This window comes from Alloprevotella sp. OH1205_COT-284 (genome assembly GCF_003859795.1).
GTDB lineage: Bacteria > Bacteroidota > Bacteroidia > Bacteroidales > Bacteroidaceae > Alloprevotella.
The window spans coordinates 18944-42046 of sequence record NZ_RQYI01000017.1; the positions used below are offsets into that span (position 1 = coordinate 18944).

The 23103-nt window shown below is 49.8% G+C and carries 15 protein-coding genes; 13 read left to right on the top strand and 2 right to left on the bottom strand.

Translation table 11 applies throughout. The features are described from left to right. Positions 1 to 52: 52 nt before the first annotated feature. Positions 53 to 901, bottom strand: coding sequence for a prolipoprotein diacylglyceryl transferase (gene lgt / locus EII14_RS05520; protein ID WP_124931561.1), 849 nt, complete (start codon positions 899 to 901; stop codon positions 53 to 55). 134 nt (positions 902 to 1035) lie between these two features. After that, positions 1036 to 2139 (bottom strand): redox-regulated ATPase YchF, encoded by a 1104-nt coding sequence (gene ychF, locus EII14_RS05525; protein WP_124931562.1) that lies wholly within the window; start codon positions 2137 to 2139, stop codon positions 1036 to 1038. A 161-nt stretch (positions 2140 to 2300) separates the two neighbouring features. On the opposite strand from ychF, the gene dapB reads away from it, so the two are divergent. From dapB to EII14_RS05595, 13 genes are all read left to right on the top strand, one after another. Next, positions 2301 to 3056: a 4-hydroxy-tetrahydrodipicolinate reductase gene (gene dapB / locus EII14_RS05530; protein ID WP_124931563.1), complete on the top strand. Its 756-nt coding sequence runs from the start codon at positions 2301 to 2303 to the stop codon at positions 3054 to 3056. A gap of 99 nt (positions 3057 to 3155) precedes the next feature. Further along, positions 3156 to 4586: a S26 family signal peptidase gene (locus EII14_RS05535; protein ID WP_124931564.1), complete on the top strand. Its 1431-nt coding sequence runs from the start codon at positions 3156 to 3158 to the stop codon at positions 4584 to 4586. A 74-nt stretch (positions 4587 to 4660) separates the two neighbouring features. After that, on the top strand, positions 4661 to 5356 hold the full coding sequence (locus tag EII14_RS05540) for a WbqC family protein (RefSeq protein ID WP_199733878.1): 696 nt from the start codon (positions 4661 to 4663) through the stop codon (positions 5354 to 5356). 1117 nt (positions 5357 to 6473) lie between these two features. Beyond that, entirely contained in the window at positions 6474 to 11000 is a 4527-nt protein-coding gene (locus EII14_RS05545; protein ID WP_158608334.1) for a LamG-like jellyroll fold domain-containing protein, read from the top strand. 441 nt (positions 11001 to 11441) lie between these two features. Continuing rightward, positions 11442 to 13679, top strand: a complete 2238-nt coding sequence (pflB, locus tag EII14_RS05550) for a formate C-acetyltransferase (RefSeq protein WP_124931567.1) — start codon at positions 11442 to 11444, stop codon at positions 13677 to 13679. 190 nt (positions 13680 to 13869) lie between these two features. Next, positions 13870 to 14619 carry a pyruvate formate-lyase-activating protein gene (pflA, locus tag EII14_RS05555; RefSeq protein WP_124931568.1) on the top strand — a complete coding sequence of 250 codons (750 nt, stop codon included), beginning with the start codon at positions 13870 to 13872 and terminating at the stop codon, positions 14617 to 14619. Between the two features lie 157 nt (positions 14620 to 14776). Continuing rightward, positions 14777 to 16363, top strand: coding sequence for an L-aspartate oxidase (gene nadB / locus EII14_RS05560; RefSeq protein WP_124931569.1), 1587 nt, complete (start codon positions 14777 to 14779; stop codon positions 16361 to 16363). Between the two features lie 194 nt (positions 16364 to 16557). Next, positions 16558 to 18111, top strand: coding sequence for an acyl-CoA carboxylase subunit beta (locus EII14_RS05565; RefSeq protein WP_124931570.1), 1554 nt, complete (start codon positions 16558 to 16560; stop codon positions 18109 to 18111). A 12-nt stretch (positions 18112 to 18123) separates the two neighbouring features. Further along, a complete protein-coding gene (locus tag EII14_RS05570; protein ID WP_124931571.1) occupies positions 18124 to 18402 on the top strand; it encodes a hypothetical protein in 279 nt (92 codons plus the stop codon). 6 nt (positions 18403 to 18408) lie between these two features. Further along, positions 18409 to 18867, top strand: coding sequence for a biotin/lipoyl-containing protein (locus EII14_RS05575; protein ID WP_124931572.1), 459 nt, complete (start codon positions 18409 to 18411; stop codon positions 18865 to 18867). A 1109-nt stretch (positions 18868 to 19976) separates the two neighbouring features. Continuing rightward, positions 19977 to 21518 carry a glycine--tRNA ligase gene (locus EII14_RS05585; protein ID WP_124931573.1) on the top strand — a complete coding sequence of 514 codons (1542 nt, stop codon included), beginning with the start codon at positions 19977 to 19979 and terminating at the stop codon, positions 21516 to 21518. A gap of 33 nt (positions 21519 to 21551) precedes the next feature. Further along, positions 21552 to 22199 (top strand): FKBP-type peptidyl-prolyl cis-trans isomerase, encoded by a 648-nt coding sequence (locus EII14_RS05590; protein WP_124931574.1) that lies wholly within the window; start codon positions 21552 to 21554, stop codon positions 22197 to 22199. 318 nt (positions 22200 to 22517) lie between these two features. Next, positions 22518 to 22850: a Bor family protein gene (locus tag EII14_RS05595; RefSeq protein WP_124931575.1), complete on the top strand. Its 333-nt coding sequence runs from the start codon at positions 22518 to 22520 to the stop codon at positions 22848 to 22850. Positions 22851 to 23103 lie beyond the last annotated feature (253 nt).

Consider the following 23103-nt stretch of genomic DNA (forward strand, 5'->3'; position numbering starts at 1 on the left):
TTTGATTTGCGAAAATGTCCGATGTGAGGAACTTTGGTCGTGTGCAACGCCATCAGGCGGTGTAGCCGTTGTCGCCCCACTTCTTGCCGAGCTTACCGCCCAACAGAAAGTATAGTCCGATGAGGATAAAGGGGATAGAGAGCAGTTGCCCCTGATTGAGACCGATGGCACTTTGCATACCGATTTCCCATGCTTCCTGCACTTCTTTGAAAAACTCGACAAAGAAACGGAATGTGAAAATCGAGGTGAGACAGAAACCGAAATAAAAGCCCGTGCCCACTTTTCGAGGCCATATTTTATAAAAAACCATTCCCACCACGAAAAATACGAAATAAGCAACAGCCTCGTAAAGCTGCCCCGGATGCCGGGGAAGTGTCTCTCCGAGTTTTGCAAAGACCATACCGTATTCGTTTCCGGTGTATTTGCCGACAATTTCGGAGTTCATCAGATTGCCCAATCGAATGCAGCAGGCGGTAATAGGAGTGGCGATGGCGATGTTGTCGAGCACACGCATGAGGCTGATGTGCGTTTTGCGCATATAGATCCAGAGGGCAATCATCAAGCCGAGCGTTCCTCCGTGAGAGGCGAGGCCGGAGTAGCCTGAGAAGTGCCAATTTCCGCCACCGTCCTGACGGATCGGGAGCAGCATCTCAATGGGATGTGCCAAGAAATAGCCCGGATCATAGAGCAGGCAGTGACCGAGACGCGCGCCTATAAGAATGCCAAGGAAGCAATAGAAAAAGAGCGGGTCGAATTTCTCTTGCGGAATGCGTTGCTGTTTGTAGAGACGATAGACGATGACGTAAGCAGCTCCCAATCCGATTGTCCAAAACAGAGAGTACCATCGTATGGCCAAAGGGCCGAAATGAAGTGCCACTTCGTCGGGATTCCAAATCACCATGTTGATATTGTTTTTATGAGGTTGTCGGATGCGGTAGCGAAACGTGTGAAACGTGTGCGAGGTATCCGTAAGGTGAAATATGGGTTGTCGTTACGACTGCGCGTTGATGAAATCAGCGTGCGCGATGGGTAGGTTTATACGTTGAAAAGGAAGTGCATGATGTCACCGTCTTGCACTACGTAGTCCTTGCCTTCGATGTGGAGCAATCCCGCTTCGCGCACGGCGGCTTCACTACCATATTTGATAAAGTCGTCGTATTTGATGACCTGTGCGCGAATGAAACCCTTTTCAAAATCGGTGTGAATGACGCCTGCGCATTGCGGTGCTTTCCAACCGCGCTTATATGTCCAAGCGCGCACTTCCACTTGCCCGGCCGTGATGTAGGTTTCGAGGTCAAGCATTTTGTAGGCCGCTTTGATGAGACGGTTCACACCACTCTCTTCCAAACCCACGTCTTTCAAGAACTCCTGTCTTTCCTCATAGGTTTCGAGTTCGGCGATGTCGGCTTCGGTTTGCCCGGCCACCACGAGGATTTCGGCGTCTTCGTCTTTCACCGCTTCGCGCACCCGTTCCACGTATTCGTTGCCCGTGGCGGCACTACCCTCGTCCACGTTGCACACGTAGAGCACCGGCTTTGAGGTGAGCAAAAACAGATTTTTGGCCGCAATTTGTTCGTCTTTTGTGTCAAACTCCACACTGCGGGCATTTTTTCCTTCGAGCAATGCCGCTCGGATGGCCGTCAGCACCTCATATTCCACTTTCGCGTTTTTGTCGTTTCCCACTTGGGCGATTTTCTCCACGCGTTTGATACGGTTTTCTACCGTTTCCAAATCTTTGAGTTGCAATTCGGTGTCGATGATCTCTTTGTCGCGCACAGGATCCACGCTTCCGTCCACGTGCACCACATTTCCGTCGTCGAAGCATCGCAAGACGTGGATAATGGCATCGGTTTCGCGAATGTTGCCCAAAAACTGGTTGCCCAGTCCTTCGCCTTTCGACGCCCCTTTGACCAATCCGGCAATGTCTACGATTTCCACCGTGGTGGGAATGATTTTCGTCGTTTTCACCAATTCGGCCAATTTGGGAAGCCGTTCATCGGGCACGGTGATCACCCCCACGTTGGGTTCGATGGTGCAAAAAGGGAAGTTGGCACTTTGTGCTTTGGCGTTGCTCAGGCAGTTGAAAAGAGTCGATTTGCCCACGTTGGGCAGACCGACGATACCACATTGTAAACTCATTTAATTTGAAAAATCTTTTTATATATGCGGCAAAGTTACCATAAAAGCGTTGATTTGCCAAATTTCGGCTTTATAAAACCCTCCGCCGTCGCACAAAAATGATTAAAGGCTTGCAAATCTGCCGTTAAACGTGTAATTTTGCTCACAAAATTTATGTAAATATGAAGTTAGCACTAATCGGATATGGCAAGATGGGGCGCATGATCGAGCAGATCGCTCTCAGTCGCGGCCATGAGATTGTTTCGATCATTGACGTGGACAATCCGCAAGATTTCGAGAGCGAAGCCTTTCGCTCGGCCGAAGTGGCGATCGAGTTCACCAACCCCACGGCGGCCTATGGCAATTATCTTCGTGCTTGGGCGCAGGGTGTGAAGGTGGTGAGCGGTTCCACCGGCTGGCTTGATGATCATGAGGGCGATGTTCGGCGTGCTTGTCTTGAAGAGGGGAAGACCCTTTTTTGGGCATCCAACTTCTCGCTCGGCGTAGCCATATTTTCTGCGGTCAATAAGTTTCTCGCCCGCATCATGAACAGTTATCCCGACTACGATGTTTCGATGACCGAAACCCACCACGTCCACAAGCTCGATGCTCCTTCCGGCACGGCCATCACCCTTGCCGAGCAAATCGTAGCCCGACTTGATCGTAAAACCGCTTGGACGAAAGGCGAGGTACACGAGGCTGACGGAAGCATCGGCGGAACTAAGGAGAATGCCCCCTCCGCACTGCGCATCGATGCCGTTCGTCGCGACGAAGTGCCCGGCATTCATACCGTTGTCTACGATTCTCCGGCCGACAGCATCACCCTCACCCACGACGCCCACTCTCGCAGCGGTTTTGCTTTGGGCGCGGTGTTGGCGGCCGAGTTTACCGCCACTCGCAGCGGTCTTCTTTCCACCGACGATTTGTTTAATTTCTAAATATTGCGGTTTCATCGATATTTTTGCAACATTCCTTTCTGCTTTCACCGATTGTCGGATGTTGCTTTTGCTTCGATGAAATCGTTCGTTTTATCTCTCATGAAGCCCGAACGTAAATCTCAATCCCCCCAATGGGTGGCCTTCTCCGTCGTCACCGTTCTCTACCTGCTCTTTCTTTTTTGGGTCGGTTCGTGGTGGGGACTGCTTGTTTTGCCCTTTATCTTTGACCTCTACATCACCCATAAGATCAACTGGGGTTGGTGGCGCACCTCTCCCAATTCGCTCGTTCGTTTTGCAATGAGTTGGGTCGATGCCATCGTGTTTGCCCTTGTGGCCATTTATTTCATCAATCAGTTTTTCTTTCAAAACTTTGTCATTCCCTCCTCTTCGCTCGAAAAAACATTGCTCACGGGCGACTACCTTCTCGTTTCCAAGGTGAGCTATGGTCCCCGCATTCCCAACACCCCGCTCACCATGCCCTTGACGCAACACAATCTCCCTGCCATTTTGGGCGGTGGAAAGAGCTATATCGAGTGGCCGAAGTGGGACTATCGTCGTGTCAAGGGATTGGGGCAAGTCGAAGTGGGCGACATCGTCGTCTTCAATTACCCTTCGGGCGACACCGTCGCCACCAATTTCCCCAATCAGGATTTCTACAACATGGTCTACACCACGGGAGCCCAGGTGCTCGGAGTCGATGAGCCTTCCGCCTCCCTTTCTCCCGAACGTCAGCGCGAAACCTATTCGCTCATCTATGCCGCCGGTCGTTCCGTGTTGGGCAAGGAGTCTGCCGTGGGCGAAATCATCAGCCGCCCAGTGGATCGTCGTGAAAACTACGTCAAGCGTTGTGTCGGCAAGGCCGGTCAGACCCTTCAAATCAAGAACAATCGCATTTATCTCGACGGCAAACCGCAAGCCGATCCCGAAAACGTGCAATATGTTCACTCCGTGCGTTTCAAGCAGCCCCCCACGGTCGATTTTCTCAAAGAAAACCGCATCACGGTCGAAGACCTCTCTCGCAACAGCGAAGGTTTGTTCAGCATGCCCCTCACCCAATCCGTGAAAAACAAACTCAAATCGCTTCCCGAGTTGGGCGAGGTGGTCGCCAAAGAACCCTCTTACGGACAATGGCTCTTTCCGCTCAACATGGCCAAGAACTGGACGGTGTCGGACTACGGCCCCGTTTGGATACCCAAAAAGGGAGCCAAGATTGCTCTCAATCTGTCTAATCTCCCGATCTACGAGCGTTGCATCGCCGTCTACGAAAACAATCGTCTTGAAGTGCGCGACGCACAAATCTACATCAACGGCAAACTCGCTTACGAGTACACCTTCAAAATGGACTACTTTTGGATGATGGGCGACAATCGCGACTGTTCCTCCGACTCTCGGTTTTGGGGATTTGTTCCCGAAGACCACATCGTCGGAAAGCCTCTTTTTGTTTGGCTGTCGCTCGACCCCGACTATGGCCTTTTTGACGGAAAAATTCGATGGAACCGCACATTTAAGTGGGTAGCCGATATTAAATGAATGAAATGAGTTGGAGGAGGACAAGCCCCTCCAACTTTCTTTTTACCCTGCCTGTCGTTTGTTTTCGTTCTTTTTTGACCATGTATCTCCTCTCTTCCGCCTATCTCGCCCCCATTCACTATTACACGAAACTCATCGGCGACCGGCCCGTTGTCGAAGAGCGTTGCGAGCACTATGTCAAGCAAACCTATCGCAACCGCTGTTTGATCGCCACACCCGACGGCATTTTGCCGCTCACCATTCCCGTTGAAGGACGCCCGAAATCGGAGGGCGGAACTTCCAAAACCCCGATGCGCGACATTCGTATTTCGCAACACGGCCGTTGGCGCGACCTTCATTGGAACGCCCTTGTTTCCGCCTACGAGAACAGTCCGTTTTTTCAATATTACGCCGACGATTTTTGGGAAATCTATCGTCGCCCCCATGCGTTTTTGGTCGATTTCAACGAAGCCTTGCAGCATCTCGTCTTGGATTTGCTCAACTATCGCCCCTCTCTGAGCGTCAATCTCGACGGCTACATCGACGCCCGCGCTCTCGGCGACTCCGTGGCAGATTTTCGCGAAACGATTCATCCCAAACGCTCTTTCGCCTTTGATCCTTCTTTTCGCATCATCCCCTATTATCAAGTGTTTGCCGCTCGCACGGGATTTTTGCCCAATCTCTCCGTTGTCGATCTCCTTTTCAACATGGGCTCCGAAAGTCGCATCGTGCTTCGTCAAAGCCTCGTTGCTTCCGTTTCCTCCTCCGCCCCTGCCGTTGTCGAGAGGTAGCATCGGGGGGTAAATCTCCGGATCGGCTGCCGGCGCAACCGTGCTTCCGTGCAATCTTCGGGTGTCGTGTCGATTTTCGGCGCGGATCTTCGTCTTTCGAGTGCCTCCCACACCCTGTTTTTTTGTTTTTTGCGTTTTGCCTTCGCTAAAACACCTATATATTTGATATACAGCGAGTCTTGTGCGAAGGCAAGTGAAGGCAACGCGTTTTTCGAAATGATAACCAATTGAATGTCAGCATGTTTTCGTGAAGGCAAAAATCGTTTTTGCTTTCACCTGCTTCCGCCGTTTGAGAGGGAAAAGGGCGCATTTCGGAGGGTGTGAAAGCAAAATTTGATTTTAAGAGGCTGTTTTTCAGACATTTTGCGGATCTTGCCTTCACTCTCCTTTCACTTGCCTTCGCACAAGACTCGCTGTATATCAAATATATAGGTATTTTAGCGGAGGCAGTGAAGGCAAAAATATGAACATAGGTAACGCGCGTGCGCGCGAGAAAGCCGTTGCGCAAAGATGGAGGAACAGTGGTGAACGAGTGTCGTTTGCGGAAAAAGGTAGGAGGTGGATTTTTTTAGATCAGAGGTAAACGAAACCGGATAAGACCTAAAAACGAAACGAACGCCGATGAGGTTTTCCGTGAAAAGAAAGGCGGAACAAACGGGATCGTTTTTTGCACAGCGAAAAGGCCGTGAAAACAATGCCCGATGAAGGAAATCTTGACAAAGATGAGGAACGGAAAGAGTGATCTTGTCGGTCATGTCTGTGTATCCTTCGCGGAAATGCAAGGCTTTTTGCCGAAGAAAAATTGCCATGATGTTAAAATGCGGGAGCCGAAACAGTAAAAAACAAGTTTTTTTCTTTCTCTATTGTTATATTTGCTGTAAATTTGCTCCCAACATGCTGATTGCTCGAAGAAACCAGACATTGGTGTCGCGGTGAGAGCGAAGTCTTGCCATATCCCGAACTATTCCGAAGAGTTTTTTTTCTATTGAAAACTTTCGTGTTCAACCTTTTGTTGCTTAATCATTCTAACACATCAAAACAATACTTTCTATTTGCTTCGATGACGAGACGGCTTGTTGCCCCTCCGTCGGACATTGAATTCAATCATTCCTTTTTTATGAAAGACATTTTCAAACTTGCACTATTGGCCTGCATCGCAGTTCCCTCAGCGATGCAGGCACAAATGGTTGTCGATCGAAAGATGTATCCGGATTATAGCACAGTGATCCGCCCTGATTCCTCGTTGCTCCGCTATACTCCCAAACGTTCTTCGAGAGGTGTAGTTGCGTCCCCCATCAGTGAACGTCCCATGATGGTGAATAATGCGAATACGAAGCATTTTCCACCTATCTTCAACCAAGATGGCGGATCGTGCGGATCGGCTTCTCGTATCGGTTATATGTTTACTCACGAAATAAACTCTTACCGAGACGCCGATGCTTCTTCTATGCTTAATCGATACCCCACGCACTTCGTTTGGCTGCATACAAGTGGCAACTCGGGCAAGGATCAATTCGTGCAGTTCATCGGTGTCCCCTCGGCACAGACTTATGGCAGCCAAACCTATTCTCCTCTGTTCGGTTATCAAGAGGAAACAAATAACAATTTTGGCTGGATGACCGGTTATGAAAAGTGGTTTGAAGCTATGCACAACCGCATGCTGCAACCCTTTAATCTTCCCATGTCGGTAGAAACGGAAGAAGGTCGTGAGATACTCAAAAATTGGCTTTGGAATCATAACGGTGATCCTGATTTTCATTCCGGAGGTATTGTGGGGATCGGAGTGGCTTCCGGTGGTAATTGGAAAAAAATTCCTGCAACTGATGCCAACAACGCTGCCCATGTAAGTGGAATGTGGTATGTGAAAGAGTGGGGTAAGTCCGTGGATCATGCTCTCACGATTGTGGGCTACGATGATCGCATTGAGTTTGACCTTGACGACAATGGAATAGCCGGTGAAGTCGACAAAGACGAAGTCGGCGCATGGATTGTGGCCAACTCGTGGGGTAACGGTTGGTGTAACCGCGGATTTATCTATTGCCCATATGCTCGGGCAACTCCTGTTCAGACAGAAAATGGAAAAGTGCGCGGCTGGTATCAACCGGAAATCTATCGTGTGCGCAAAAACTATCGTCCGCTTCGCACCATTAAGGTGAAAATGGATTACAGTCACCGATCGGAAATTATGCTCACAGTGGGAGTTGCTTCCGATCTCAATGCCAAAGTACCGGAACGTACTCTTGAATTGGAATATTTTCGTTTTGCCGGCGATGGTAAAAACGGCGATGACATTCCTGCACCGGCGATTCCGATGCTCGGTCGATGGGCTGACGGCAAGTTGCATGACGAACCGATGGAATTCGGTTATGATTTGACCGATCTGACTACCGGATTTGATAAGTCCAAACCTTTGAAGTATTTCTTCAATGTTCATGCCACCACTCGTAGAGATCGAAATAAAACGTCTTCTAATTTGGCAAAAGGTTCGGGACACATCCATTATGCCGCAATTTTGGATTACGAACACGATCATCAAGGTGTGGAAACTCCTTTTTTCCCGGGAGAAAACAAAGTGGTGGAAGTACCCGGTGGCAAAATCACCACCATCACCGCTATTGTATATGGTGAACAATACTATGCACCTCGAAATCTCACTCTCGTTGATGGAAAACTGAATTGGCAAAAGCCAATAAAAAGCAGTCATGCCATAAAGCATTATAATATTTATAAAGATGGCGTTAAAATTGGTACTTCCGAACAGAATACTTATGATTTCTCCGGAGCCGGTTTGTATGCCGTTTCTGCCATATATGAAAACAATGTAGAGAGTTCTAAAATCGTATTCATGGCTCCCGTTCAACCTCAAATAACCAATGTGGCTGCCGATTTGAAAACGAATGGATTTGTTATACCTGATATTTTCAGTAAACATTTCGATCAAGTAACCATAGAATATTGGATAAAACCTCGCAAACTCGTCGATTGGAATAACTCGGCAGGACCGGGATGGGGAAATTTTCTTTGTCATGCAGATCGGTCGGGTGGTTTCTCTGCCGGCTGGAACACCAATGGAGATCGTGTAAGAACGGCCGATGGAACCTTGCGTAAGAATGTTTGGACGCATGTTGCTATGGTCGTGGCACGCAGCACTTTCCGTGTTCACATCAATGGTGGAACTGCCACTTATATCACAAGCCGAAAATACTCGGGTTTGGGAGGATTCGGAAATCTCGTTTTCCATGCCGGAGGCAATTCTGCCAACGACGCTGTTTATGATGAAATCCGCATTTGGAGCACTGCTCGCTCCGGCTACCACATCCGTGATGCCTACAAGAGTGAATTTAGCGGAGAGGTTATGCCTACTGGACTTTTGGCTTATTATAAAGGTGATATCATCGACATCAACGGTGTGCCTCACTTGCGTGATTGTGTAGGCGGACATCATGCTCCCATTAGCAATGAGATGGCTTCGAATTATGAGCAAGTAAACAATGAAAACGTCTTCAAGAAGGGTGTAGATGCGAGTGTCAACCAGAGCAACACCAAAATTGTTACGGCCAATAAAATTATAGCCGGACAGCCTACCGAAATTTCTGCCACATATTCCGATGCTGTCAGCTCTCTTGTGTGGACGATAGAAGCCGCAGGTTTGCACAATGTCAAGACTGCTGCACCTATGGTTGTCTTTCCGAAATCCGGTAATTATACCGTTACACTCACTGCATCCAGTTTCGATGGTAAACAAAAAGTGATTGTGAACAAAGAAGTAAAAGTTGAGGAGGCTCCTGCACCAGATGCTACATTTGTGGCCTCAATGTCGCAAGTCGCAGCCGGGCAACGCATCAGTTTTATTCCCAACAAATCAATCGACGGTTATTTTTATCAATGGGATATGCCCGGGGCAGAACTTACATCGTCAAATGCCATAACAGCTGCAACTCAGTATAATCTATTTGGTGAATACACTGTTACTTTGACCGTAACATCTCCCTCCGGAGAAACTGCCACTTCTTCTCAAAAAGTGAAAGTACTAAAAGTTGCTCCTGAGGCCGATTTTCGCATAAAAGATCCAGTTGTACTCAAAGAACAAAAAACCGGCTTTATCGATGCTTCCAAGTTTAATCCCTCCTCTTGGACGTGGTTGATCAAGAGTAACGGCATGAGCTATGCCGCAAATGGGCAAAACCCCAATTTCTCAATCGATGCTCCCGGCGTCTATGATGTAACCCTGATGGTCAAGAATGAGGCAGGTGTCAGCACTAAAACAATGGAAAGAGCTTTGACCGTAGTAAACGCTCTGTCTAAAAATGGTTTGAGTTTTGGGCAGAATGCTCGAATCAAAATGGAGCAAGTGCCCATCGCCAAAGATTCCGAAAATATCACCGTGGAATGGTGGATGAATCCCGGAAAACTGGTCGACGACTGCTGTGGTATAGGTGACCAAGAAAGCACTTTCTTTATCAAAGTCGATGCCATCGGAAAACTCATTGTGTATCGCAACGGACGCAGTGTGATGTCCTATACCGATGTGGTGATTCCCGGTCAGTGGCATCATTATGCTGTGACCTTTGAAAAGAATATTGTACGCATCTATCGTGATGGCGTTCAAATGCGCCAAGGCGTCATTGTGGGCAAATTCCCCGATATGACTCAATTCAACATCAGCAGCGATGCCGCCCCGATGAATGGACAAATCGATGAGTTCCGCATTTGGGGGACTGCACTTAGTGTGGAGAAGATTAGAACCTATGCCAATGAACCTATCATCGACACGAAAGCCGCAGAAGAAGGAAAAGACAAACTCTTGCTTTACTATGATTTTAATCAGAACGGAGGTGCTGTAGAAGATCGTACCTCGACCGGCAACAAGGGAATTCGCACCGGATTCGGCCCTGATGGAGATGCATGGGGACTTTCGAACGGAGTATTTAGTTTGAATTACGAGGCCACCGTGGAAGACGTTACCTCCAAGTATCTGGTTAATTATAGAAAATCGTTTGCCCACACAACCAAGCAAATCAACAATACACAAAGCGGTCGCTGGTATGAGTTGAAAGATTGGAAATTGGAGAACACCGCCACAACGGAAGACGGAAAGATCATTTCGGGTGTGCATATGGACAAACAAAAGAACAATTGCTTCACCTTTACTACCGGATGGGATAACTTCCCTAATTTGGCCAATCACAAAGCCTATCAGGTGGTGACTCTTCCTGCCGGAACTTATACATTCGTTTCGATTTACGATGGTCAATATGGCGGTTCGGCCATGGCTTCCTATTTGGTTGCGGCCATAGGAGGAACATTGCCTGACACCGACATGCTTGACAGTAAGGCTCTTGCCTACGGTGAAATGACGAGTGCGGGATCGAATGCCGTAAATTCCGTAACGTTTACCTTGCCGGAAGAAACGGAAGTGGCTCTCGGGCTTGTGATCAACATGAGCGGCAATAGTATTGCTTCCATACAGCAATTCAAACTCATGTACACACCGCTCGGCCAGCTGAATGCCATCGGAGAAGTAGAGGCAGATATTTTGAAGAACGGTCGTGGCGAATTGTATGATTTGAGTGGTCGCCGCATTGCTCAACCACAAAAGGGACATATCTATATTCAAAACGGACAACGCATCTTCGTGAAATGATCCCTGACAAACTGCAACTTGGGTTGTAGTTGATAAGAAACTTTCGCAGAGGCTGTGTCGCAATCCATTGACGATTCGACACAGCCTCTTTTCTTGTCCGTTTGAGACAAAGAACACGATGCCGTAGCACTCCTTTTTGTTGTATTAATTTCATTCTTGCATTTATTCATAAATCCCGTATATCCATTTTGCTACTTTTAGAGTTTGCAAAATGAGGAGATACGGAGAGTCGCCGAACGAAAATTGCTCAAAATAGCTCAATTTGCGCAGTCCACTGCTCACAAAGGCAATTAAAATATCGGAAAGTGCTCTTTTTAGGCTTTTTCCCTTGGCAATTATATTGTAAAAAGTACTTTTGCAATACAATTGGAAAAACATAAACCGCTTTCTTTATTATATTCTACGCGATTTAATACACATTTACCACATAAAATTACAATTATGAAATTATCCAATACCGTTGATAACTTCGAAGGTTTCACTTGGAAGCGCGAAATCAATGTACGCGACTTCATCCAGCACAACTATACGCCTTACGAAGGTGACGAGTCTTTTCTTGCAGGTCCCACCGCCAACACCACCGCTCTTTGGGATAAGCTCAGCGAGATGTTCAAAGTGGAAAGAGAAAAGGGACTCTATGACGTGGAAACCCGTCTTCCCCAAAGCGTGACGACCTACGGTGCCGGATATATCGACAAAGATAAGGAAGTGGTGGTAGGTTTGCAAACCGACGCTCCTCTCAAACGCGGTATCTTCCCCAAAGGCGGTGTGCGCATGGTGGAAAACGCCCTCAAAGCCTATGGCTATGAGTTGGATGCTTGGACGAAGGAAATCTACACCAAATACCGCAAGACGCACAACGAAGGTGTGTTCTCGGCTTACACTGCCGACGTGCGTGCCGCACGCAGCAGCCACATCATCACCGGACTGCCCGACGCTTACGGCCGCGGCCGCATCATCGGCGACTATCGTCGTGTTCCCCTCTATGGTGTGAACAACCTTATCGAAGAAAGACAACGCTTCATGGAGCGTCTTGACATCCAAGAGATGACCGACGACTGCATCCGTCAGCGCGAAGAGGTGACAGAGCAAATCAATGCGCTCAAAGAACTCATCAAGCTCGGCGAAATCTATGGCTTCGACCTCACCCGTCCTGCACAAAACGCTCGCGAAGCCGTGCAATATCTCTATTTGGCTTATCTCGCTGCCATTAAGGATCAGGATGGAGCTGCCATGTCTGTCGGTCGAGTGTCTACGTTCCTCGACATCTACATCGAACGCGATCTTCAAGCCGGAACGCTCACCGAAGAAGAAGCGCAAGAACTCATCGACCAATTCGTGATGAAGTTGCGCATCGTTCGCTTCCTCCGCACTCCCGAATACAATGCCCTCTTCTCCGGCGACCCCGTTTGGGTGACCGAGTCGATCGGCGGTATGGGTATCGACGGACGCACCATGGTGACCAAAACTAGCTTCCGCATTCTGCATACCCTCACCAACCTCGGCCCCGCTCCCGAACCGAACCTCACCGTGTTGTGGAGCACCCGTCTTCCCCAAACGTGGAAGGATTACTGCGCGAAGATGTCTATCGCCACTTCGGCCATTCAATACGAAAACGACGACCTTATGCGCCCCGACTTCGGCGACGACTACGGTATCGCCTGCTGCGTGTCTCCCATGAAGATCGGTAAGCAAATGCAGTTCTTCGGTGCTCGCGCCAACTTGGCCAAGTGCTTGCTCTATGCCATCAACGGTGGTCGCGACGAAATCAGCGGAAAGCAAGTTTCACCCATCTTCACGCCCATCACGAGCGAATACCTCGAATACGATGAGGTGATGGAGAAATTCGAGCAGATGATGCGTTGGCTCTCCAAAGTGTATTGCAACGCCCTTCGCATCATTCACTACATGCACGACAAGTACAGCTACGAAGCGCTTGAAATGGCTCTTCACGATGGCGACGTCATTCGTACCCGTGCCAGCGGTATCGCCGGTCTTTCCATTGTCACCGACTCTTTGGCCGCCATTAAGTTCGGTAAGGTCAAGGTGGTACGTGACGAACGCGGCTTGGCTGTCGACTTCATTCAAGAAGGAAGCTACGTGCCCTTCGGCAACAACGACGACAACACCGATGCCATTGCCCTCATGGTGACTGAGAAATTTATGGAATACATGCGTCAGCACGACACCTATCGCAACTCCATTCCCACGCAGTCGCTCCTCACCATTACTTCCAACGTGGTGTACGGAAAGCACACCGGCAACACGCCTTGCGGCCGTCGTTCGGGAACACCTTTCGCACCCGGTGCCAACCCCATGAACGGACGCGACACCAAGGGAGCCGTTGCTTCGCTTGCTTCTGTGGCCAAACTTCCCTTCCACCACTCACACGACGGTATCTCCTATACTTGGGCCATCTCTCCCGCCACACTCGGTAAGGACAAGGGACAACAAGTGGAAAACCTCGTCAATCTCATGGACGGCTACTTCACTCCCGACGGTGGTCAGCACCTCAATGTGAACGTCTTCGACCGCGACTTGCTCTACGATGCAATGGAACACCCCGAGAAATATCCTCAGCTCACCATTCGCGTATCGGGCTACGCCGTGAACTTCATCAAGCTCACTCGCGAACAACAGCTTGATGTTATCTCCCGCACCATCAGCAGCTGCTGCTAATCCGCGCTGCTCATCTCTGATAAAGCCGACACCCAAGCGCAAATCGTGCTTGGGTGTTGTCTTGCTCGCTTTTTGGCTTTTCCTTTGCGTTTCTGTTTTTCGTTTCTCTTTTCTCCTGCTCCTTTTCTCTTTCGATCCTCTTTTTGTAGTCGAAAAGTTATACACACCTCTCTATTCTGCATAGCATAACATGTCTGACCAACCCATTATCGGCCGCATACACTCTTTTGAATCCATGGGCACCGTTGACGGCCCCGGACTTCGTTTCGTCACTTTCCTGCAAGGTTGCCCCATGCGTTGCCAGTTCTGCCACAATCCCGATACTTGGGAAATAGGCGGAGAAGCCAAACATCTGTTCACCCCCGAACAGCTGATGAAGGAAGTTCGCAAATACAAAAACTTCATCAAGTCCGGCGGCGTCACCTGCACCGGCGGCGAACCCTTGGTGCAAGCCGAATTTGTGGAGGCTTTCTTCAAACTCTGTCATGCCGAAGGGCTTCACACTGCCCTCGACACTGCCGGAGCGGTGTGGAACGAAGCGGCACGTCGCGCTGCCGCCGAAGCCGATCTCATTCTGTTCGACGTTAAAACCGTTGATGATACGCTCCACAAATCCTACATCGGTGTTTCTCGAAAGAACAACGCCGCCTTTCTCGATTATCTTCTCGACATTCGCAAGCCCGTTTGGATACGCCACGTCGTCGTACCCGGCATCACCGATCGCGACGATCGCCTGCATGCCGTCGGTGCGTATTTGGAGAAATACGCCTCCATTATCGAGCGCATCGAAGTGCTGCCTTATCACATTATGGGAAGCTACAAATATGAAAGTATGGGCATGAAGTATCCGCTCGAAGGTGTCGAACCGCTTTCTCGTGAACGTGCCGACAATGCCGTGCGTATCTTCCGTGAGCATCTCGATGTGAAAGTAGTGGGTTGATTGTGCGGATGTCGGTTCGTTTCATGTGGTTCACATGGGGTTGAGGCGTTTCCGAATGTGAAAAGAACTTGTCTTTCGGACAGCTTATCGGTCTTAATGTATAAGAATAAGCAGTTTTATCCCTAAATTTGCAGCTGAAACTCATTCTTCTCTCTTCATGATTCATCAATATGATTTTCTTGTCGTCGGTTCGGGTGTTGCCGGCATGAGTTATGCCTTGCAAGTGGCCGAAGAGCGTCCCGATTGCCGAGTCGCATTGATCTGCAAAACAAACATCGAAACCTCCAACACCTCCAAAGCCCAAGGCGGTGTTTCGGCAGTGACGAATTTCGAGGTCGATAATTTTGAAAAGCATATCCAAGACACCCTTGTTGCCGGTGATCATCTGAATGATCCCGACGCGGTGAGGTTGGTGGTGGAGAGAGGTCCCTCCGGCATCGGTCGTCTTGTGTGTTGGGGCGTCAATTTCGACCGCAAGAAAGACGGAACTTATGATCTGCACAGAGAGGGCGGCCATTCCGAATTTCGCATTCTGCACCATGCCGACGACACGGGGTTTGAAATACAGCGCGGACTCATCGAAGCCGTTCGTCGGCAAGCGAACATATCGGTGCTTGAACGTCATTTCGCCGTAGAAATCATCACGCAACACCATTTGGGCATTGAGGTGACGCGTCGCACTCCCGACATCGAATGTTACGGTGCTTATATTCTCAACGAAAGCACCGGCAAGATCGACACCTTCCTTTCGCGTGTCACCGTTTTGGCCACCGGAGGTTGCGGTGCGGTCTATGCCAATACCAGCAATCCGACGATAGCCACCGGCGACGGCGTGGCCATGGCTTATCGTGCAAAAGCAACCGTGCAAGACATGGAGTTTGTGCAATTTCATCCCACCGTACTCTATAATCCTGCCGAAACTCACCCGGCCTATCTCATCACCGAAGCCATGAGAGGCTATGGCGGTATTCTCCGGCTGCCCACAGGCGAGGAGTTCATGCAGAAATATGACGAACGCCTTTCGCTTGCTCCGCGCGACATTGTGGCGCGTGCCATTGATGCCGAGATGAAGCGTTGCGGTCTTGACCACGTTTGTCTCGACGTCACCCACAAAGATCCGGAAGAAACAAAACGTCATTTCCCCAATATCTACGCCAAGTGTATGAGTCTTGGCATCGACATCACGCAGCAATACATTCCCGTTGCGCCTGCCGCCCACTATCTTTGCGGCGGCATCAAGGTCGATCTTTCCGCCCGTTCGAGCATCAAGCGGCTGTATGCCGTCGGCGAGTGTGCCTGCACAGGCCTTCACGGTGGAAATCGTTTGGCCTCCAATTCGCTCATCGAAGCCGTGGTCTATGCCGAAACCGCCGCCGCACATTCATTAGAACATCTTGACGAATATCGGTTTCATGAGCACATTCCGGAGTGGAATGACGAGGGAACGCTCTCCAATGATGAGCGCGTGCTGATCACCCAAGCCGCTCGTGAAGTCGGCCAGATCATGTCGGCCTATGTGGGCATTGTGCGTTCCGATCTCCGTTTGCGTCGGGCGTGGGTGCGACTCGATCTGCTCTACGAAGAAACGGAGGAGCTGTTCAAGCGCGTCACCGCCACCCCCGAACTTTGCGAACTGCGCAACATGATCAACGTGGGCTATCTCATTGCCCGGCAAGCCATGGAGCGCAAGGAAAGCAGAGGTTTACACTACACCATAGACTACCTCAAACCCCAACGTCCGTAAGTCCCCTTTCCCCGCCCCGAAAGAACAATGTCCGCCCTCCCCCGATGCGTTGCAAATGCACCGTCGTTTGTGCGCCGTTTCTTTTCGGATAGTTGTTTTTTGTCCACGTCAAAAGAAATCTGTATTTTTGCTCCGCTGAAATTGCACACAAATACTATTTTTGCGCCAAAAGAATAATCAACACATCAATCGATATGAGTGAACAATTAAAGAAAATCAAGCAGCTCGTCGAGCTTCGTGAGAAAGCCCGTCTTGGTGGCGGCGAAGTGGCTATCGACAAGCAGCATGCCAAAGGCAAAGCCACGGCACGCGAACGCATCGCCCTCCTCGTGGACGAAGGAAGTTTTGAAGAAATGGATATGTTCAAGCTTCACCGTTGTCATGATTTCGGCATGGAGAAGAAGCAATATTTCGGCGACGGCGTGGTGTGCGGCAGTGCCACGATCAATGGCCGTTTGGTTTATGTTTATGCCCAAGACTTCACCGTAAACGGCGGTTCTCTTTCCGAGACGATGGCCGAAAAGATATGTAAGGTGATGGATCAGTCGATGAAAATGGGTGCTCCCTGCATCGGCTTGAACGACTCCGGCGGCGCACGCATTCAAGAAGGTGTGAATGCCCTTGCCGGTTTTGCCGAAATTTTCCAACGCAATATCGAAGCATCGGGCGTTGTTCCTCAGATTTCGGGCATTTGCGGTCCTTGTGCCGGCGGTGCGGTTTATTCGCCTGCCTTGACTGACTTCATCGTCATGCTCGAAGGCATCTCCTATATGTTCCTCACCGGCCCCAAGGTGGTGAAGACCGTGACGGGCGAAGATGTTACCCAAGAAGATCTTGGAGGTGCCGGTGTGCACGCTAAGAAGAGCGGTGTGGCACATTTCACCGCCAAAAACGAAGAAGAGTTTGCCGCTCTCATTCGCAAATTGCTTTCGTTCATCCCTCAAAACAATCATGAACGTGCGCCTCGCTTGGAGTGCAACGACCCCATTGACCGAAAGGAAGACCGTCTGAACAGCATCATCCCCGACAACCCCAACCAGGCCTATGACATGTATGAAGTCATCGGTGCCGTGGTAGACAACGGAGAGTTTCTCGAAGTGCAACGCGATTTCGCACAAAACATCATCATCGGTTTCGCCCGTTTCAATGGCGAGAGCGTCGGTGTCGTGGCCAATCAGCCCAAGGTCTACGCCGGTGTGCTCGATGTCAATGCCAGCCGTAAGGCCGCTCGTTTCGTGCGTTTCTGCGATGCGTTCAACATTCCCATCGTCAGCCTTGTGGATGTGCCCGGTTTCCTCCCCGGAACCGGACAGGAGTACAACGCTGTCATTTCTCACGGTGCCAAACTTCTTTATGCCTACGGCGAAGCCACTGTCCCCAAGGTGACCGTCACCCTTCGTAAGAGCTATGGCGGCAGCCACATCGTGATGGGCAGCAAGCAGCTCAAAACCGACCTCAACTACGCATGGCCTTCGGCCGAAATCGCAGTGATGGGAGCCGGCGGTGCCGTGGCCATTCTCAGTGCCAAAGCCGCCAAAGAGCAAGAAGACCCCAAAGCCTATCTGGCTCAAAAGGAGAAAGAATACAACGACCTCTTCACCAATCCTTACAAAGCGGCCGAATACGGATACATCGACGATGTCATCGAACCGCGCAACACCCGTTTCCGCATCTGCCGCGCCCTTGCGCAACTCGCCACCAAGAGCGAGAGCCGTCCGGCCAAGAAGCATGGCAATGTTCCTCTTTAATCCGTTGTCGCAATGAAAACTTTTGAATACAATTTCGGAGGCAAAACGGTGCGCATCACTTTCAATGAGCGTCGCGGCATCGTCACGGCAGTCGAAGAAGACGGCCGGCCTTTCACTCCCTGTGAGGATCGCATGCCTATCTATGCCGGTTTGATCTGTCTTGCCCTCGCCCAATATGAGATAGAGGAAGTACACGACGATGAAACCGAAATCATCACCCTCGACCACAAACGAACGCCTTGGAACAATCCCACGCGTCAGTTCAATAACGATTCCTACTTTAACCGATAAGAAACCATGAGAACATATAGCTATAACGTAAACGGCGCACGCTACGATGTGACCATCGAGTCCATTCGCGATCAAGTGGCCAAGTTCAACGTCAACGGCGTGGCTTTCGATGTGGAAATTCTCGGTGCTCCGCTCACCGAAGGCGATTTGCCCGAAGTGAGTGCCGCCGCTCCTGCCGCCTCAGTTTCGGCTCCCGTCCCTGCTGCCGCTTCGACTCCCGCCGCTCCTGCGGCCAAAGGTGCCGCCGGCGCCGGCACACCCGTCAAAGCTCCGCTTCCCGGCGTAGTGACCAAGGTGCTTGTAGCCGCAGGTCAAGCCGTCAAAAAGGGAGAAACCGTCGTTGTCTTGGAAGCCATGAAAATGGAAAACAATATCACCGCCGAATGCGACGGTACCGTGACCGGCATTTGTGTTGCCGCCGGCGACAGCGTGATGGAAGGCACGACGCTCGTCACCATTGAATAAACAAACGGCTCTGTCGCTTTCGAGCCTGCGGACTACCGCTTGTTCTCGTGGAGCAATTCTGCCGACAGCATTCGCAATCGTGTCGAAATCGAAAGGTTTCGACACGATTTTTTTTAATTTGCATCGGACTCTGTGTCGACGATGCCTTCTTTCGCTTAGCTTGATTTTCCGACATGGAGAGGCCGCAGCAATATCTCTCAAAGCAACCCCAAGCAAGACATCAATGGGCGAACGACCTCCAATCCGGCGAACACCACCTTTGAGGTAGAATTTTCTGCCTCTGAGCTAAGAACAGCTACCTCCCGGAAAAGTAGAAAAACAACTCCCCCTCGCGCGCACGCGCGCGTTCCCATAGCATCACTTTTTGCCTTCACTGCCTTCGCAAAACAACGCAATCCCATGAGTATCAGCTTGTTTTTAGCGAAGGCAAAGTGAAGGCAAAACAAAAAACATTTTCACAAACGTCTGTCCTTCAATCCATTGGCTCGTTTTTTTGCTTTCACCGCCCCGAAATTGAGTGTTTTTTCTCCTCAACAGTGAAAGCAGGTGAAAGCAAAAGGGTGATTTTGCCTTCACCGTACATACTCTGATTTTCAACTATTTGAAAAATCCTCCAAACTTTTGCCTTCACTTGCCTTCGCAAGAAACGCACTAAAAATCAAAATGATAATCGTTTTTGCGAAGGCAAAACGGCAAAAACAAAAATATAAGGGAAGAATACAGCCAAAAAGGGCGGTTTCATCGGAAAGGCAACAATGCCGGAAACGGTATCCGGAAGTCGGAACGGGTAACGAGAACTTATTGTTGGGAAAAGAGGCAGCATTGGGGAAGCACAGCACGGCTTATTGGGGGATTTTGCAGAGGCCTCATAGATAAAAGAATTGCTCAAATACAGAAGAAGATAAACAGAAGGCCAAGACAAAAACTCGATTTTGAAACACCCAAAGCTGAGTTCTACAAAAGAATATCATAATTTTGCACTTGCTGGTTGACTCGACGAAGACAGTACACTCTCCCACTCTTTCAACATTCTCTTCCTTTCTTCGTATCTTTTCGTATCTTTTCGTATCTTTGCAGCAATCATATACAAAAACAACACATACTTAATAATGGCACAAGAAGACGTTTTCAAAAAAATCGTATCCCACTGCAAGGAATACGGTTTTGTATTCCCTTCCAGTGAAATCTACGACGGTCTCGGCGCGGTGTACGACTACGGACAACTCGGCGTCGAGTTGAAAAACAATATCAAACAATATTGGTGGCAATCCATGACCCTGCTCAACGAAAACATCGTGGGCATCGATTCCGCCATCTTTATGCACCCCACGATCTGGAAAGCCTCCGGACACGTCGATGCTTTCAACGACCCCCTCATTGACAACCGCGATTCCAAAAAGCGTTATCGCGCCGATGTGCTCATCGAAGATCAAATCGCCAAATACGACGAGAAAGTCGAAAAGGAAGTGGCCAAAGGTCGTAAACGTTTCAAAGAAAGTTTCGACGAAGCACAGTTTCGCGCCACCAACGGCCGCGTGCTCGAAATCATCGCCAAGCGCGACGCCCTCCATGCTCGTTTTGCAGAAGCCATGAACGCTTCTGACCTCGACGGACTCAAACAAATCATCGTCGATGAAGAAATTGTCTGCCCCATCAGCGGCACTCGTAACTGGACGGACGTGCGGCAGTTCAACCTCATGTTCAAAACCGAAATGGGCTCCACCAACGAGGGGGCAAGCACCATTTATCTCCGTCCCGAAACCGCACAGGGCATCTTCGTAAACTACCTCAACGTGCAGAAAACGGGACGCATGAAGATACCTTTCGGCATCGCCCAAATCGGAAAGGCTTTCCGCAACGAAATCGTGGCACGGCAGTTCATCTTCCGCATGCGCGAATTTGAACAGATGGAAATGCAATTCTTCGTCAAACCCGGCACCGAGCTCCAATGGTTCGAACATTGGAAAAACAGCCGCATGGCTTGGCATCAGGCACTCGGTTTCGGAGCGGAAAACTATCGTTTTCACGACCACGAAAAACTGGCTCACTACGCCAATGCGGCCAGCGACGTGGAATTTCGCATGCCTTTCGGTTTCAAAGAGGTTGAAGGCATCCACTCGCGCACTAATTTCGACCTCTCCCAACATGCCAAGTTCTGCGGAAAGAAAATCGAATATTTCGATCCCGAAACCAACGAGAGCTACACGCCCTATGTGGTCGAAACCTCTATCGGCGTCGATCGCATGTTCCTCAGCGTGATGTGTCACAGTTACGAGGAAGAAGCACTCGAAAACGGCGAAACCCGCACCCTCCTCCGTTTGCCGGCAGCACTTGCTCCTGTCAAACTCGCTATTTTCCCCCTCGTCAAAAAAGACGGACTGCCCGAAAAAGCACGCGAAATCATGCACGATCTGCAATTCCACTTCAAGTGTGCCTACGAGGAAAAAGACTCTATCGGTAAACGCTATCGCCGACACGACGCAATCGGCACTCCTTTCTGCATCACCATTGATCACGACACGCTCAAAGACAACTGCGTCACCATTCGCGAACGCGACACCATGCGCCAGGAGCGCGTCAAAATCGAAGATCTGCGCGGCATCATCGAAGAGAAAGTGTCGATCACGACCCTGCTCAAAAAGTTGAAATAAAAACCGCGCCTCTCCTGCCCAACCTCATCGGTCATGAAAAAAATCTTTCTTTTTCTTCTCCCTGCTCTCCTGCTGCTGACGGCATGCTCCGAAAGCGACAACAGTTCCACCGAATACGACAACTGGAAGGCTCGCAACGAAGCCGCTTTCATCGACACCCTCCGCATGGCCACACAAACCATTGCCGCGGCCAAAGCCCAATGGGGGGAAAATTGGGAGCAACACTGCGATTGGCGCACTCTGCGCAGCTACACCCTCGGCACGGGAGCACAAGCCACATGGAAAGACTCCGTGGCCGTCCGCGTGATCCGCACCGGAACGGGCAGCGGCACACCGCTCTACACCGACACGGTGAGCGTGGTCTATGTCGGTCGCCTTATGTCCACCCCTCAAACGCCTTCCGGTTTGCTCTTCGACCACTCGCCTCACGTAAACAGCCTGACCTCGGGCTATCGCCCCGAACTGGCCTCTCCCGTCCGCTTTGCCGTCGGCAATCTGGTGGAAGGTTTCAGCACTGCACTTCAACACATGCACATCGGCGACCGTTGGCGTGTGTTCATGCCTGCCGACATGGCCTATGGTTCGCGCAGTGTGGGCAAGGTAATTCCTCATTCGATGCTCGTTTTCGACCTCGAATTGCGTGCCTATTGGCGTGCCGGCACCCGTCCCGACCTGCCGTGACCTCCTCTTTCGCGACGGTCATTGGCGAGAAGTCACTATGATACTGTCTACACACTTCATCTGTTTCGCTTTCATAATAAACAGATGAAGTGTGTTGTTTTTTGCTCGAAATCCTCTTGAAGTCAAGCCGACTCTACCCTGCCTGACTTATCGCCGCTCTTTTCAACAGGCCTGTTCTCGTTGTCGGGAGCGACACTTGTCTTTTCGACGAATAAGGTTTATCCAATCCTTTTTTCCATATATCCTTCTTCCTTTCTTGCAAAAATGAATTTAACGATGTACCTTTTTCGTAGACTTATCATCTTTATTTTATACTTTATGAACTATCCTAAAAAAATGGTCGGCAAGTTTCTCGCCGCAGCAATCGTTGTAACCTCTCTCACTTCTTGTTATTCTACGACAACTTGCGTGGGTACGCTTCCCGCCGACGCTCCCATGGTGAAAGTTAATTCAACCAAGAATCATTTCTTGATTTATGGCCTTGTGCCCATATCCAACACGAAGATAGAAGACAGTAAGTACGTTGGCAAAAGCAAGAACTATCAAGTAAAGAAAAGTCTAACCTTCATTGACGGTCTGATCAATGTGCTCACTTGGGGAATTTACACCCCCAGCACCACGTATTATTACCTGCCTTATGAAGGACGCTAATCCGCAGAATTAAAACCCAAAGAAGAGGATGCCTCAAAACTAAAACAAGTGAAATCCAATCTTTCATATTATTAGTTTTCACTCCTCACATCAACAAAAAGACAACCGCAAACATCGAGTTCCACTCTTTGATTGCGGTTGTTTTTTTACAAAGATAAGTTTGGTTTTATTGCTGTCCGGTAAACGTCAAAGCCGAAGCAGATGGGACGGCAAATAAAATGAAAGGAAACAAAACAACAAAAAACAGAAAGGC